The organism is Bacillus sp. HU-1818, assembly GCF_022695965.1.
GTDB classification, from domain to species: Bacteria; Bacillota; Bacilli; order Bacillales; family Bacillaceae; genus Bacillus; species Bacillus atrophaeus.
Window position 1 is genome coordinate 1 of sequence record NZ_JAAPBE010000006.1, and the last position, 12570, is coordinate 12570.

Genomic DNA, 12570 nt, shown 5'->3' on the forward strand with positions numbered 1-12570 from the left:
GCGAAAAAAATTATGAATCGCATAAAGCTTATCATTCGGTATGGGATAAGATTTCTAAAGTATTAAGGGAGGGCGTGGAGTGATGAAAATAGAGCACAAAGGCAATTCCTTGATGTTCAAACCTTTACCGGAAGAATCTTTGTACAACTTTGATGAAATGAAAGAAGAAGCCGAGAAGATACTTCTAGATCACCTAAACGGCACAGATAAAGAATTTAAAATCTGGTTACGTGATAGCGTCGTATTTGCTTTTGATAAAGCCGACATAGAATCTGTCGAGGAACAGCCATCTGGGTTGGTGCGGCTAACTTTGAAAGATGGCGATTGGTTCGAAGGTGAGTCGTCAGTGGACGAGTGGAAAGAATTATTTAAGTGGGAGGGCGCGGAGTGATTGCAGTAACAGTAAAAAGCAAAAAAACAGGAGAAGTCAAAACGGAGGTTTACACCGGAAGGGAATTGTTAGAGACATACGAAGACGATCTAGTCTCCAATCTTACACAGTGTGATTGTCCACTATCACCCGAATCAAATGAACTTGATTGTTGTTGCTGTGACGATTGGGAGGAATATGAAATCTTTTTCTGTGATGAAAGCAGGGAGGGCGCGGAGTGAGTAATTTGTCGCAAGAGCAAATAAACGCAGATTTATTCAACGAAGTCCAGCGGCTGAAAAGGAAATCTAGGGTTGATGAGGAAGAAATTCGGCGGCTGAAGGAAGAGAATCGAAAATTAAGATTGAAAATAGAAGATTGTACTTGTTTCAAATATGTAGAAGATGAGGAGGGCGTGTAGTGAGACAGGCAACGGAAAAACAATTAAGTCTAATCAAACGAATGGAAGAACTTATAAACGTAAAATTCACCGGACATACAATTAAAGAAGCGAGTGAATTCATCTCGGAGCATATGGATAGATATCAAGAAGTGAAAGAATTCGTGTTTGATCAAACATATTATTATGATGCTTTTTAGGTGCTAACTGAAAAAGTCAATCTTAATAAAAGATGCATTTTAATTAGAAAATGAGGTGGCTTAATAATTGAAGTTAGTTGAGACTACTATAAGAAATCGAATTAGAGAGATATTAATTGAAAAGGGATTAACTCTACATGATCTGTCGTCTTTAACCGGTATCAATGTACAACAATTAGGTGATTATGCTTCAGGTGTTAGATGTCCTATGAGCATTAATACTGCATTACAAATTAGTAGAGGGCTAGGTCTTTCAGTAGAAGAAATTTTTTACGAAGAAATAATTTATCGCCGGGAACTTATGAAGGGAGAACTTTCATCATATATGAAGACGGAGGGAGACAAGCAATACATTGTGCAAAATAATTACACAACAAACATACAGTACATGCATAATTCTCAATTGCATCAAGGCAGTAATTATAATGTTAATGATTTTAAAGAATCGATAGCTAACCTTATAGAGTTATTTAAAAAGGAGTATGAAACTTTAAACTTGAAATTTGATCAAGCTGCTTTATCCTCAAATACCATAAAGGGGATTGAAAGAGAGATAGGTAATGAGTCGCCGGATAGGAGCAAGCTTATTATGTTTCTAAATATTTTAAAAGATGTAATAAAGGGAGCAGCATCCACAGTTGTTGGTGGACAAATTAATACGTTAATAAAATCTATGTCAGAACAGGGTATGGGGTGATGGATATGGGAATGTTTGATACCTTTAATGGTCAAATGAAATGTCCTAATTGCGCTGCAATACAAAACACAGAAGTTCAGTTTAAATGGAGTGAATGCTTACTATTGGACTACGAGTTGGGGGATGTTGTTCCAGGAGCGCAAGAAGGTTTATATGTCGAAGATGATTGGTTTAATGAGACATGTTCAAACTGCAAATCAGAATTTATGCCAAATGTGGTCTTAAAAAACAGAAAGGTTATTGCATTTATTAGCAAAGAAGAGCTTCAAAGAACAGGCAGTGATCAGTTAAGAGATATCCCATTAAAACATGCTAAGAAACAAAGGTATGAAAGAGATAAAATCGATGCAAAGGGATTTACTAAAGAGTCAACCGGTTTCAAAAAGCAGCCTTTTAAAAAGAATCAACCTATAACGGCCTTTGAGCGTGAATGGAAAGTTATCAATGGATAGAGAAAGGATTTTAATCCAGAAAAAGCAAGTGAGTTTTTTATGCTTTCGGGTAGTGCAACAAGGAAATCTGATTATTGGTTTGTTTACACAGTGATTGATGCTGCAGGGTTGAACCGCTTCGTGGAAGTTTCCGATAGAATTAAACACTGGTCAGACAATGATGACAGGTACGGCAATATGCTTTTCAGTGACAGTTATGGATTTAAGGATGAACGTTTTGAGTTTAGCAAGATTTTTTAAAATGGAGGTAAAGAGTATGAAATCAAAACATGGAATGAATCAATATCGTTTAAATTGTGCGAAAAGTTACGCTCAGTCATTTTTAGATAAGATATCAAAAATTGAATTTATGTACCATCTTTCTCTTCAAAAGCTGATTGATCCAACTATTGCAGAAACCTTTATTGATAAAAGCGTTAAAGAGATTGATATGGATTGGGAGGACTTTAAAAAATATATTGAGCAACGGGACGACATGAGGGAATTAGATTAAAAGTAAAATTTTAAAGAGAATCGGAGGATGGAAGATGGAGAATGATGTTTTATACGGAGTTTACAGTACTAGGTCACGAAAGTTTTGCTTTGGAATTACAGAACCTTCAAAAACAAAAGCAAGAAAAAAGTTATTTGATCGAATTGGTACAGATGCGTACAAATGGCGTTTTGAAATTAGAAAGATCAAAAATAAAAATGGAGGAAATGAACTTGCTAAAAGAAATAACAGTATTTGATCTAAATAAAATCAAACCTGGTACAAAAGTTAAAGTAACTTGGTACAAGGGATCAGAGATGGAGTACACACATCATGGCGAAGTTATCATCAATAATGGGGAAAAGTTCTTTTATAATTACGTTGATAAAGAAGGATATGTAGGTCATTGTCATGTAAATGCACTGGATTTGAAAAGCTATCCAGACAGTTTAACTGTTGAAATTAAATCAAAATAAAATTGAAGTTTTAATCAAATACATATGAATAATCAATCCAAAAATAAGGAAAATTAACTAAAAAATTGTGAGGAACATTCAATGAAACGATTTATTTTAGTTTTATCCTTAATGAGTATTATTGTTGCCTATCCCATTAAAACAAACGCCAGTCCAATGCCTTGCAGTGTAATACTGGAACCGGTAGATAAAAATCTTAAAAATGCTAAAGGTGTAGCATTAATCTATAAGGTGCAATTGAACCCACCGAGTGCTGCCAGAACCAGTATAAGCATTTTTTCTGTCCATCTTCCTGCACCTTCTTCTTTTGGAAATTACGACAGTTACGAAGGATTTGCTACTAAACCAGATGAGATTAGTTGGCGTTTTAAACTTTATCCTACTCCTGAGGAAGAGAGCCCTAGTTGGGCGGGAAGATTTGACTTAATTACAGCTGAAATGAAGAATGTTAAAGTTCAAGTACGTCTTTCTAATTCTAGAACTCAACAGTTGGGACCAAGTGTATTAACGAATAATATTCAATCTTGTGATTAGAAGTTATTTGAGGGCACAACAGTGTAAAATAAACTTGGATTGGATTGAAGTGAATGATTAAATCAATTATTTTTCCTGAAGAGAATACAAAAATAACTGTCGGAAAACCAATAAGCGAAGAATCAAATAAAAAGGTAATTGCAATTTATGACTATAGAGAAGAACCAGAGGAAGCTTTTTGGGTGCACTTATCAAATGGGGACGATCTGTTTGTAGACAATGATGAGGTCGTTGTTGTATACGAATAAACTTATGGATCTGTACAAAAGGACTGTTTTAAAGAAAGGGTGAACTTAATGGACGGATATTTTGCTATGGCAGATCACATTGTTTGGGAAACTGAACTAGAGAATAACATTGGTATGGATATTGTAACGTATATGGAACAACATGGTGTGTCAGAGGCTGAAGCTGAAAAGGCTATTCTTCCTCTATACGAAGAGGAGTTAAAAGCATTGGAATATAAATTAAAATAAAAGGATTACTTTATTCAGAAAGGGAGGGTAAAAGGATAGGTTACTTCAAATACATAATTAAAACAGCATGGTTTAACTTAGTTTGGTTTAAATGGCACCTTGGAGCTGACATAAGTGTATTCGATGGCTGCGGGTGGAATACATATAAATGTTTAAAGGGTGAAAATAAAATAAGCGGAGGTTATAAGAGTGATAAAGAGGAATCTGCATAGCAACCACGTTGATGAGATTATTGGAGAATATTACGCTGCTAAAGGTTATTTAGTCCAGAGCATTGATCACAAGGAAAATGGCCAACTAATTGTTGTTAAGCAGCGAGTAATAGAGGACAAGAAAACTGAGAAAGTTGATATTGCATTTGATTTCATACATAAGAGACCGCATAGAAAGAAATATCTTGCTTAAAAGGGGATGAGAAATTGGACAGAATGAAAGAGCTTATTAGGAAAAACCTGAGCCTTAAGAAGATGTTAGAAGCCAACGAAAGAGAGATACTTGAGGAAAAACGTAGAATAAGAATTCAAAAAATTTCACGAAAGTTGGTCGAAAGACAGCAAGAAAAAGCATTAGTCTAAATGAAATCGTGATTTTAAACAAATTAGGAGGAAATTATGGCTGACGGATATGTATTAATTGAAGTAAATTCAGACGGAGAAGGAAGGTTAAAAGATGAAGCTGTCAACTGGATTGACTTCCGATTAGACACTGTAGATTTTAATGCCAGTAAAGGACTAAATCAATTAATGGAGCAAATATCAAAAGAAGTAAAAGATGAGCTGGTCTTGGTTGCTTTTAATTATCGTGTTGAGTCATCCTATGATTCCTGGAGTGGAGCAACTGAATATGAGGACTTCTTTGATATTGAATTTTTCAAAACAGTTAGAAATAATTACAAGCAGTTTTACCAGGGATTAGTGACAGCAGAGCTAGATGTTGATATTAATGGTTTTGACAATATTAAATCCATGCCAAACGATGATAACCAAAACTATTATAGAAACTTAATTGCTGAATGGGAAGAGTTTTATAAAGAAGACTTCATGCCATTAAGTCTAAATAAAAGATAGTTTTTATTTAGATAGTTGTTAAAGTGACACGATCGCTATGACTAAACTTCGCCTATATTTAATGTATAGTAAGCGATCGTGAAAGTTGAACAAAATATCTGAGTAATTAATCAACTTTTAAATGAGATGTCAAAATGCTCGATGCTACGTTTGTAGAATAGATAGGGAGACTCCTTCAACCTTTGATACAGCAGCTTTTGTCTTTTCCCAGATGTTTCGATCCTTTATTGTTGCTAGGAACATATGACCTTGATATGACATTTGACCAACCTCTATTTTATTTAGATCGGCTTTTATAAATTCAGCTTCAACTAATTTTTCAACCGTGTAAATAACATCATCAAGGATGTACTTTTTTGAAACAGCTAAACTATGTAAGTCCCTAAGTTTTAAAATTTTATTTCGTGGTTTTGTTGCTTCAATAGTTAACAATAGATCTCTTACTATTTCAGGTTTGAGTTCCAAAAAACTCATCCTTTCATTGGTTAGTAAGTGGATTATCTCAGTTTTTATTAGAAAAGAGTAGAGAACTCTCGTTCCCATGAAGATAGGGTAATAACAATCAAAATAAAATATTTACTTTATTGAAAGGAGGCAATGAAAATGCCAAATCAAGAGCAAATAAAACGCATGAATGATATCAATGACCTGATAAAGCTTATCGCAAGCATTGATAGACGTATTTTCTACAGATCAGAAAACATTTCAGGGGAGCTCAATCAAATAGCTTATTTCAAATTCAGGACAAAGCTGTTCTTTGTTGATGATTGCACAGGTGAAGACGTTTACCCATATGAATTAGGTCACGATCCAAACGGTTTCTCACACGGAGGCAACGTGTGGCAGCTAATCAATAGCTTTAGACGTTTCATAATCACAGGGAAATACGGTGAATTAAGAGATTATAAGGAAATCTGGGCTTACAGCTATGAGGGATGTATGAAAATCCGTCAGAAGGCGAAGGAGATCGGATTTATAGAGACTGCCGATTATCCCTATAGCTTCGATGAATGGATGAAAACTAAATTGAACTAATTTAAACTAATTGATCCATGTACTAAATTTTCATTAAACTTTTAACGGCTGGGCATTAAGGAGCTATGTAACGGAGAGATTAAACTCTCCAAGATTCGAAGGAAGGTATGCGGAGTTTACCGTGCTTAGTCTTAAATCTGTGCTTAACCTTACATAAAATAGGTTCAATAAATACATATTCATCAGTTTCAGACTTTACTTGTTTCATAGAATGAAACTTGCCACGTTCTGCATGAGGCATAAATTCCATAAATCCAGCTGCAGTTCCATCAGGATAAGACAGAAGGAATTTTATATCCTTCTTGGTGTAGCCGGTTATGAGAACTTCAGTGTAATCATAATTGATCACTTTGAGCCAATTATGTGACCGTTTATTGATTTCATAAGGGGAGTCAGCTTTCTTAAGAACGATTCCTTCTAAGTTCTTTTCTTTGGCAAGATTGAAGAAAGCGTGTCCGTTCCCTTGAATTCCTTCGATTACAAAGACATTAGGATGATTCAGTTCAAGTGAGTTCAGAACGGTCTTACGCTCAGTGAGCGGCTTAGTTGCAATTGACTGACCGTCTTTGAAGATAACATCAAAGACACAGTAAACAATCTTATGAGCTGATTTTTTGGACATGAAACGTTCCATTACAGCCTCAAAGTCAGGAGCACCGCCTGAGGCAGCTACAATGATTTCACCATCGAGTACAGTACCGTTTGGGATATTTAAATTCAAGAGTTCAGGAAACTTGCTTGTCACTTCATTGTTGTGACGAGTGTAAAGCTTTATCTGATTATCAAACTTAGAAAGAATGAGTCTGATTCCATCAAATTTGAGCTCAGTGATATAGTTCTCGTCATCGAAAGGTTCCTTTATCGAATGCAGTAACATTGGGGATACAAACAAAATATCACCTCCTACTTAGAACATAATAGCTAAGCGAAGGTGATATATAAAGCGATATGGCAGTGGTACTTAATGGGATTCAATGAGCTCTGGTGAATTGTTTTTAGGTGAATTAACTAAAGATGATACCTGGTATGTTTCCATTTCATCAGCATCATAAGGCTGCAGTAAGCTTTGTAGATAATCAGGATCGGTATTTTTAGGGTTGAGCCATTCCTGTTCATTATCAGGAGTCAGGATAACAGGCATTCGGTCATGTATATCTTCCATAAGGGCATTGGGCTTTGTCGTAATGATTGTGCAAGTGTATAGAGAATTGCCTTCAGGAGTGTCCCACTTTTCGTATAAGCCTGCAAAAGCAAAGAGATTGGATGATCTAAGTTTAATCCGCATAGGAATCTTAGTCTTTGGATCAAGGCGTTTCCATTCATAAAAACTGTCGGCTGGAATGATGCAGCGTTTATTGACAAGGGGTTTACGAAAGCTTGGTTTTTCGGCCAATGTTTCAGCACGAGCATTGATCATTTTATAGCCTATCTTCTCGTCTTTAGCCCAAGGAGGGATAAGACCCCATCTAAGTTTGCCCAGACGGTTGTTTAACCCATCGTTGATTATTGTCAGGATGTTTTGCGATGGAGCGACATTATAGCTTGGGTGATATTCATCTTCGGGTAAGAATTGATCTATGTTGAATTGCTCAATAATTTCGTCAAACTCAGAGAATAAAGTGAACCTGCCACACATGTTCATCATCCTTTAGGGTTTTTGAATATTGTACAGGCTTGATACACGAAAATCAAAAAGGAGGAATGTGATGCAGCAATCAGTAGAGGTTAAAGAAGTTGAAGTGTTGATCATGGGAATTTGGAGGAAGAAAAAGTTCACTGATATTCAAAAGGGGCAAACCTTTATGATTGAGGAGAACGGGAGAATAAAGAAGTACATAGCAAGAACAGATCCTTATTGGGATGACATGTATGAGACTTACATAATTGATTTTTTGGATAAAAATAAAATTAGAAGAAGTAAGTGAACAGAAATCTGATTAAAACAGAGATTTTATAAAGATAAAAATAAAATTAAAAAGGGGAATTTCCATGAAGCTAATTGGTATTAAAACAAATAACTGTTTTTTGATGTCTGACAATATTGAGGGTAAGAGATATTTTCATAGTCAATTAGATGAATTGCTTTTCGATGGGAAACGAGCAACTGAAACGTATAAGTCAGACTGGTTTAAGCTAGATAAGGAGCCAAGTGTTATCGAAAAGCAAATGCCAGCTAAAAAAATCAATCATAGGTATGAATTAAAAGAGGGATTCCAGGAAACTGATCTGACACCACAAGTAATTAATGTTTCTTACATAGATGAAGAAAGTGAATACTACGAAGTAAAAGGTCTATATGATTTGAAATTTGAAGAAGTCCCACAACAAAATGAAAAAATTGAGTTTGAAATGAACGTAATTGAAGAAATTGATGGAGAACTTAAGTTGCAAAGTCATAATTTTAACTTGAATTATAACTTACTGGATAGAATTCAAACTCATCCAATGCTTCTTGAAACAAAGCCGTGTTATTTGTCCCGAGAAGAAAGCTATAAGATTATCAGAAACCATATTAAAGCCAATATAAACCCTAAATTCAAGAATCACGAGTGATTATGATTTCTGTTTAACTGTGGTCAAAGTTTTGGAGCTTTACAAACCACACGAGTATATAGTAGTTGATCTTAATGCAATGTACAAACGGAGAAAGCCTAAACTTGAGAAAAGATTTCAAACAAAGCGGGAAGTTGAAATTTACAATGTTGCACCTAAAGCCTATCAGAGCTACCCAATTGTAGAGCCTTTTAGTGGTAAGGACGTTGAGGATTTGAAGTGTAATATTAAGAAGTTTTTAGATGATCTGATGGCTAAAATTAACGAGCCTTTAGTCGAATGTAAATGCTGCAAAGGAAGAGGGGTAATTTTAAATGAAAATTAAATTAGACAAAGATTACATGGTAAATGAATTGGGACTGCCGGAATCCTCAATTTTAGAAGAAATCACTGACACGTCTAGGTGGAGCATTCACTATAGAATTGTGTTCTCATATCAAGGTCGTTTTTTTGAAACTTTCTATAGCAAAGGCGCAACTGAAAACCAGTATGAAAGCCCTTGGGAATTTGAAGATCAAGTGGATTGTTATGAAGTGGAGTTAAAAGAAGTGAAGGTTAGAAAATGGATAAGAAAAGAATCTCAATAAAAACGATATTTTACAGAAAGAGGAGGAGTGAAAATGTTTACCTGCTTCTGCAACGAATGTGAAAAAGTAATCGAAAAAGATGAAGTTGATTATGAGGTTGACTTGGTAGAAGGGCCTTGGGAAGGAGATTGGGAACACGTGCATTTAGAATGCGGTAGTATTGTGTCGTGGATTTAACTTGTATGTCTAAATAAAAGTAATTTTTTATTCAAAGGGGGTGTTCTTAATGTAATTCATATCGTTGCTTAAAAGTGGAATATAAGAAAGTATATAAGAAAGTGGGCGTTTTATGTTTAAGGTAATGAAGTTAAAGAGGGAAAATTACTCTCACTGTGTACTAATTCAATCACAAGAGTCCCTTCACAGTATGAAGGTTGATTTGGAAAGGTTTATTGCAAGAGAAAATATAGAGGGGAGAGTACTGCTTGATACTTTGTTTCATGCAGGAAATACATATGATCGTTTTTACGAGATAGAAATTAAACATGAAAAAGTTAATTGGTCGATGTTGAAGGTTGTATCTGTTGAAAAGCAAAGTGAAATTAGAAAAAAAGTTGGGAGATTTCTTATGAATAATCCTCAGTTAGTCGAATCATCTACTTTGACTAATATCCAAAAACGGTTGCTGAGCGCAGGAATAGGAATATAAAAAAGGAGTGTTTTATTATTGATGAATAAAAACAGAATAGAGGAAAGTCCAAACAAGATATTTGGGGCAAAGAAGGGCAGCTTTGGACGGCAATCCCTTCTTCACCTGGTACTTCGCAAGGTTACGAAGCTACATAAGTATATCACAGTTAAGAAGACTTTTCCATTGTTGGCAGCGTTGTCTTCATTTCTGAATCCATGCAGTGTATTAGCAGCAGATAAGTACAAGAACTTCAAGGAGTTAAAAGCAAATGAATCACCACTTAGCTATAACATTTTCACAAATAACCTAGGTACACCAGTGTTAATTCTTGCTCCTCATGGTGGTGGAATAGAGGGAGGTACAAGTGAATTAGCCATGGAATTGAGTAAATCCCACTCTACCTATCTGTTTGAAGCATTGAAAACTTCAGGATCATCTGACCTACATATCAGCAGTGCAAATTTTGACGAGCCACAAGCTTTAGAAATACTGAACAATCACGATTTGACCATTTCACTTCATGGTTATGCGTCTAGTGAGAAACACACATTAGTTGGGGGTACCGACAGAGAAAAAGCTGAGCAGATGACAGCCGTACTAAATGATGCCGGTTTCTCTGCTGAACTGCTACCGGTTGGAGCTCATTTAGCTGGAACAAATCCAAATAACATTGCTAATAAGAATAAGACTGGAATGAGTATTCAGCTTGAGATAAGCACAGAGCAGCGTAGATCAATGTTTAACACTTTTTCATTAAAAGGACGTGACGGGACTAAGAATGAAATGTTTTACGATTTTGCAAACGCTGTCTCACAGTTCATAGATGAAAATGTAGGTGGTTTGGCAGGTGAGGCAGCATGATCATAATAGACAAATCTCTTCGATTTCATGTTGATTTTGATCAGTGGGGTATCAATCCAGAAGGTTTAAACCCAATTGAAACCACTAAGGGATTCAATGATGCTCTTCAGTCTGCTGCGTCTAACTTATATTCTGTAGTTGAAGTGCCAAAGGGTAATTATTTGATTGATGCAGTGAATACATCTAAACGGTTACCTGAGTTTGGCGGTGGTATAAAGATTCCTTCTAATATAGAGTTGATTCTTCACCCAGAAGCAGTATTTAGAGTTAATCCTAATGGATACCAAGGATATTCTTGCTTCTACATTGGACAAGCAGAAAATGTGACTATACGTGGCGGGCGCATTATTGGGGATCGCTATGAGCACGATTACTCCAAAATTAACGCAATAAAGAAAACACATGAATGGGGATATGGTATACACGTACACGGTAGCAGAAATATATTGATTGAGAATGTAAGTGTATCAGACTGCATTGGTGATAATATTTGGATAGCTGCTGACGGAATGATGAGCACTGCCGGGACTTACACACCTTCACGAAGTGTAACTGTAAGGAAGTGCAGATTAAAACGTGGAAGAAGAAATAACCTGGCAACAAACGGTTGTGAAGGACTACTTGTAGAGGACTGTGATATTGAAGAAGCTGGAGGTGACACTATTGGCCCACAATTGGGAATTGATTTAGAAGGGTTCGCTGAAAAAGGCATAAAATATGATCATCCTTATGAATTAACTATTGCAGATTGCAGGTTTAAAAAAAATGGGCGTGGTTCGATTACAGCTCACACAAGTGGAAAAGTGATTATTAAAGATAATTTCTGTGACAATGTTATTTCATATGGCTTTAGTACAGATGTGAGCATTAAAGGAAACAAGATAATCAATGAAGGAGAACCAAAAGAATACGGGATAGACTCTATTGGTGTATCAAGCACTGAAACAGGAAATAGAGCCAAAATAACTGGGAACACTGTTCGTGGATTTAAAATAGGAATAATGGTTAGAGGCAGAGGCGCTACAGCGAAAAATAATACTATTGGGAACTCATCTAATTGTGCAATAGCCACCCATACAGCAGAAGACGTTTTTATTGCAAAAAACAAAATAGAAAACAGCGATTGTATACAGATTCAAGTGAGAGATTCTTCAGATGTTAAAGTTAACGGCAATACAGGAAAGGGAACAACTTCATCATATGCTCTTAAAGTAATTGATTCTAAAGATGTGACTTTTACTGGAAATGAATTTTCAAATATTTACGGAGGACTTTACTGTGAACGATCCCAAGCAGTCAGAGTAAAGTCAAATGATTTCCTAATGAGTGGAACAGGGTACGGGATTTATTGGGATAAGAGCTCAGAGGTTTTCTTAATAAGGAATGAGATTTATGAACCAAGAAACATTGCAATTACTGGTGCTGCTGATTTATACAATATAAGGATTAGTGAAAACCAAATTTATAATTGCAAAGCGTTAGTTGCAATTCATTTACTTGGTGGATCTGAGCATATGCTCAGAGGGAATGAAATCATGTTCAACAGGGAAGTGGATCAAGGATACGGCATATATTTGGATAGCACAAAAAAAGTACGTTTAATCAGGAATGATGTTCAGGGAATTGGTGACAAAGTGCTTTCACATCCATATGCCACATTTAAATCTTCAAATACGACTTTAATACATAATACTTATAACAGCGGCACACTTAGATTGGCAGTAGATGATATTGTAATCTAAATGTGCAGTAATTAAAA

Annotated in this window: 24 protein-coding genes and 2 pseudogenes; 23 read left to right on the top strand and 3 right to left on the bottom strand. The window is 35.7% G+C overall.

Going from position 1 to position 12570, the window contains the following annotated elements:
* Window positions 1–79: 79 nt before the first annotated feature.
* The 15 genes and pseudogenes from GXP75_RS18900 to GXP75_RS18970 all read left to right on the top strand — a co-directional run bounded on the left by GXP75_RS18900 (window position 80) and on the right by GXP75_RS18970 (window position 5144).
* A complete protein-coding gene (locus GXP75_RS18900; protein WP_242557581.1) occupies window positions 80–391 on the top strand; it encodes a hypothetical protein in 312 nt (103 codons plus the stop codon).
* Window positions 388–612 carry a hypothetical protein gene (locus GXP75_RS18905; protein ID WP_242557582.1) on the top strand — a complete coding sequence of 75 codons (225 nt, stop codon included), beginning with the start codon at window positions 388–390 and terminating at the stop codon, window positions 610–612. The genes GXP75_RS18900 and GXP75_RS18905 overlap by 4 nt, the downstream gene beginning before the upstream one ends.
* Window positions 609–791, top strand: a complete 183-nt coding sequence (locus GXP75_RS18910) for a hypothetical protein (RefSeq protein WP_242557583.1) — start codon at window positions 609–611, stop codon at window positions 789–791. The genes GXP75_RS18905 and GXP75_RS18910 overlap by 4 nt, the downstream gene beginning before the upstream one ends.
* A complete protein-coding gene (locus tag GXP75_RS18915) occupies window positions 791–970 on the top strand; it encodes a hypothetical protein (protein WP_242557584.1) in 180 nt (59 codons plus the stop codon). The genes GXP75_RS18910 and GXP75_RS18915 overlap by 1 nt, the downstream gene beginning before the upstream one ends.
* 67 nt (window positions 971–1037) lie before the next feature.
* Window positions 1038–1667, top strand: coding sequence for a helix-turn-helix transcriptional regulator (locus GXP75_RS18920; RefSeq protein WP_242557585.1), 630 nt, complete (start codon window positions 1038–1040; stop codon window positions 1665–1667).
* Window positions 1667–2119 (top strand): hypothetical protein, encoded by a 453-nt coding sequence (locus tag GXP75_RS18925; protein ID WP_242557586.1) that lies wholly within the window; start codon window positions 1667–1669, stop codon window positions 2117–2119. Before GXP75_RS18920 ends, GXP75_RS18925 begins: the two co-directional genes overlap by 1 nt.
* Before the next feature lie 160 nt (window positions 2120–2279).
* Window positions 2280–2612, top strand: coding sequence for a hypothetical protein (locus tag GXP75_RS18930; RefSeq protein WP_242557587.1), 333 nt, complete (start codon window positions 2280–2282; stop codon window positions 2610–2612).
* A 34-nt stretch (window positions 2613–2646) separates the two neighbouring features.
* A pseudogene (locus GXP75_RS18935) lies at window positions 2647–2808 on the top strand (hypothetical protein); the annotation flags it as partial.
* Window position 2809: 1 nt separating this feature from the next.
* Window positions 2810–3067, top strand: a complete 258-nt coding sequence (locus GXP75_RS18940; protein ID WP_242557588.1) for a hypothetical protein — start codon at window positions 2810–2812, stop codon at window positions 3065–3067.
* 81 nt (window positions 3068–3148) lie between these two features.
* Entirely contained in the window at window positions 3149–3601 is a 453-nt protein-coding gene (locus GXP75_RS18945) for a YoqH family protein (RefSeq protein ID WP_242557589.1), read from the top strand.
* Between the two features lie 53 nt (window positions 3602–3654).
* Entirely contained in the window at window positions 3655–3849 is a 195-nt protein-coding gene (locus GXP75_RS18950; RefSeq protein WP_242557590.1) for a hypothetical protein, read from the top strand.
* Between the two features lie 66 nt (window positions 3850–3915).
* Window positions 3916–4077, top strand: a complete 162-nt coding sequence (locus tag GXP75_RS18955) for a hypothetical protein (protein WP_242557591.1) — start codon at window positions 3916–3918, stop codon at window positions 4075–4077.
* 189 nt (window positions 4078–4266) lie between these two features.
* The gene (locus tag GXP75_RS18960) at window positions 4267–4482 is read left to right on the top strand and encodes a hypothetical protein (protein WP_242557592.1); all 216 of its coding nucleotides are present in this window, start codon (window positions 4267–4269) and stop codon (window positions 4480–4482) included.
* Window positions 4483–4496: 14 nt separating this feature from the next.
* Complete coding sequence (locus GXP75_RS18965; RefSeq protein ID WP_242557593.1) at window positions 4497–4652, top strand: hypothetical protein; 156 nt, start codon at window positions 4497–4499, stop codon at window positions 4650–4652.
* 36 nt (window positions 4653–4688) lie between these two features.
* A complete protein-coding gene (locus tag GXP75_RS18970) occupies window positions 4689–5144 on the top strand; it encodes a hypothetical protein (RefSeq protein ID WP_242557594.1) in 456 nt (151 codons plus the stop codon).
* A gap of 144 nt (window positions 5145–5288) precedes the next feature.
* Here GXP75_RS18970 and GXP75_RS18975 read toward each other — a convergent pair whose 3' ends face one another.
* The gene (locus tag GXP75_RS18975; RefSeq protein WP_242557595.1) at window positions 5289–5609 is read right to left on the bottom strand and encodes a DUF2513 domain-containing protein; all 321 of its coding nucleotides are present in this window, start codon (window positions 5607–5609) and stop codon (window positions 5289–5291) included.
* A 138-nt stretch (window positions 5610–5747) separates the two neighbouring features.
* On the opposite strand from GXP75_RS18975, the gene GXP75_RS18980 reads away from it, so the two are divergent.
* Window positions 5748–6179, top strand: a complete 432-nt coding sequence (locus tag GXP75_RS18980) for a hypothetical protein (RefSeq protein WP_242557596.1) — start codon at window positions 5748–5750, stop codon at window positions 6177–6179.
* Window positions 6180–6258: 79 nt separating this feature from the next.
* On the opposite strand, the gene GXP75_RS18985 is transcribed toward GXP75_RS18980, so the two are convergent.
* Both GXP75_RS18985 and GXP75_RS18990 read right to left on the bottom strand, forming a co-directional pair.
* Window positions 6259–7071, bottom strand: coding sequence for an ATP-dependent DNA ligase (locus GXP75_RS18985; RefSeq protein ID WP_242557597.1), 813 nt, complete (start codon window positions 7069–7071; stop codon window positions 6259–6261).
* Window positions 7072–7140: 69 nt separating this feature from the next.
* The gene (locus GXP75_RS18990; protein WP_242557598.1) at window positions 7141–7815 is read right to left on the bottom strand and encodes an SOS response-associated peptidase; all 675 of its coding nucleotides are present in this window, start codon (window positions 7813–7815) and stop codon (window positions 7141–7143) included.
* A 67-nt stretch (window positions 7816–7882) separates the two neighbouring features.
* On the opposite strand from GXP75_RS18990, the gene GXP75_RS18995 reads away from it, so the two are divergent.
* The 7 genes and pseudogenes from GXP75_RS18995 to GXP75_RS19030 all read left to right on the top strand — a co-directional run bounded on the left by GXP75_RS18995 (window position 7883) and on the right by GXP75_RS19030 (window position 12553).
* On the top strand, window positions 7883–8104 hold the full coding sequence (locus GXP75_RS18995; protein ID WP_242557707.1) for a hypothetical protein: 222 nt from the start codon (window positions 7883–7885) through the stop codon (window positions 8102–8104).
* Window positions 8105–8207: 103 nt separating this feature from the next.
* Window positions 8208–9057 (top strand): annotated as a pseudogene (locus tag GXP75_RS21695) (hypothetical protein).
* Window positions 9047–9319: a hypothetical protein gene (locus GXP75_RS19010; protein WP_069322676.1), complete on the top strand. Its 273-nt coding sequence runs from the start codon at window positions 9047–9049 to the stop codon at window positions 9317–9319. Before GXP75_RS21695 ends, GXP75_RS19010 begins: the two are co-directional and overlap by 11 nt.
* 33 nt (window positions 9320–9352) lie before the next feature.
* The gene (locus GXP75_RS19015; RefSeq protein ID WP_216394158.1) at window positions 9353–9496 is read left to right on the top strand and encodes a hypothetical protein; all 144 of its coding nucleotides are present in this window, start codon (window positions 9353–9355) and stop codon (window positions 9494–9496) included.
* Between the two features lie 112 nt (window positions 9497–9608).
* A complete protein-coding gene (locus GXP75_RS19020; RefSeq protein WP_242557601.1) occupies window positions 9609–9968 on the top strand; it encodes a type II toxin-antitoxin system RnlB family antitoxin in 360 nt (119 codons plus the stop codon).
* A gap of 21 nt (window positions 9969–9989) precedes the next feature.
* Window positions 9990–10811: a poly-gamma-glutamate hydrolase family protein gene (locus GXP75_RS19025; protein ID WP_242557602.1), complete on the top strand. Its 822-nt coding sequence runs from the start codon at window positions 9990–9992 to the stop codon at window positions 10809–10811.
* Window positions 10808–12553 (top strand): right-handed parallel beta-helix repeat-containing protein, encoded by a 1746-nt coding sequence (locus tag GXP75_RS19030; RefSeq protein WP_242557603.1) that lies wholly within the window; start codon window positions 10808–10810, stop codon window positions 12551–12553. The genes GXP75_RS19025 and GXP75_RS19030 overlap by 4 nt, the downstream gene beginning before the upstream one ends.
* The last annotated feature ends 17 nt before the right edge of the window (window positions 12554–12570 follow it).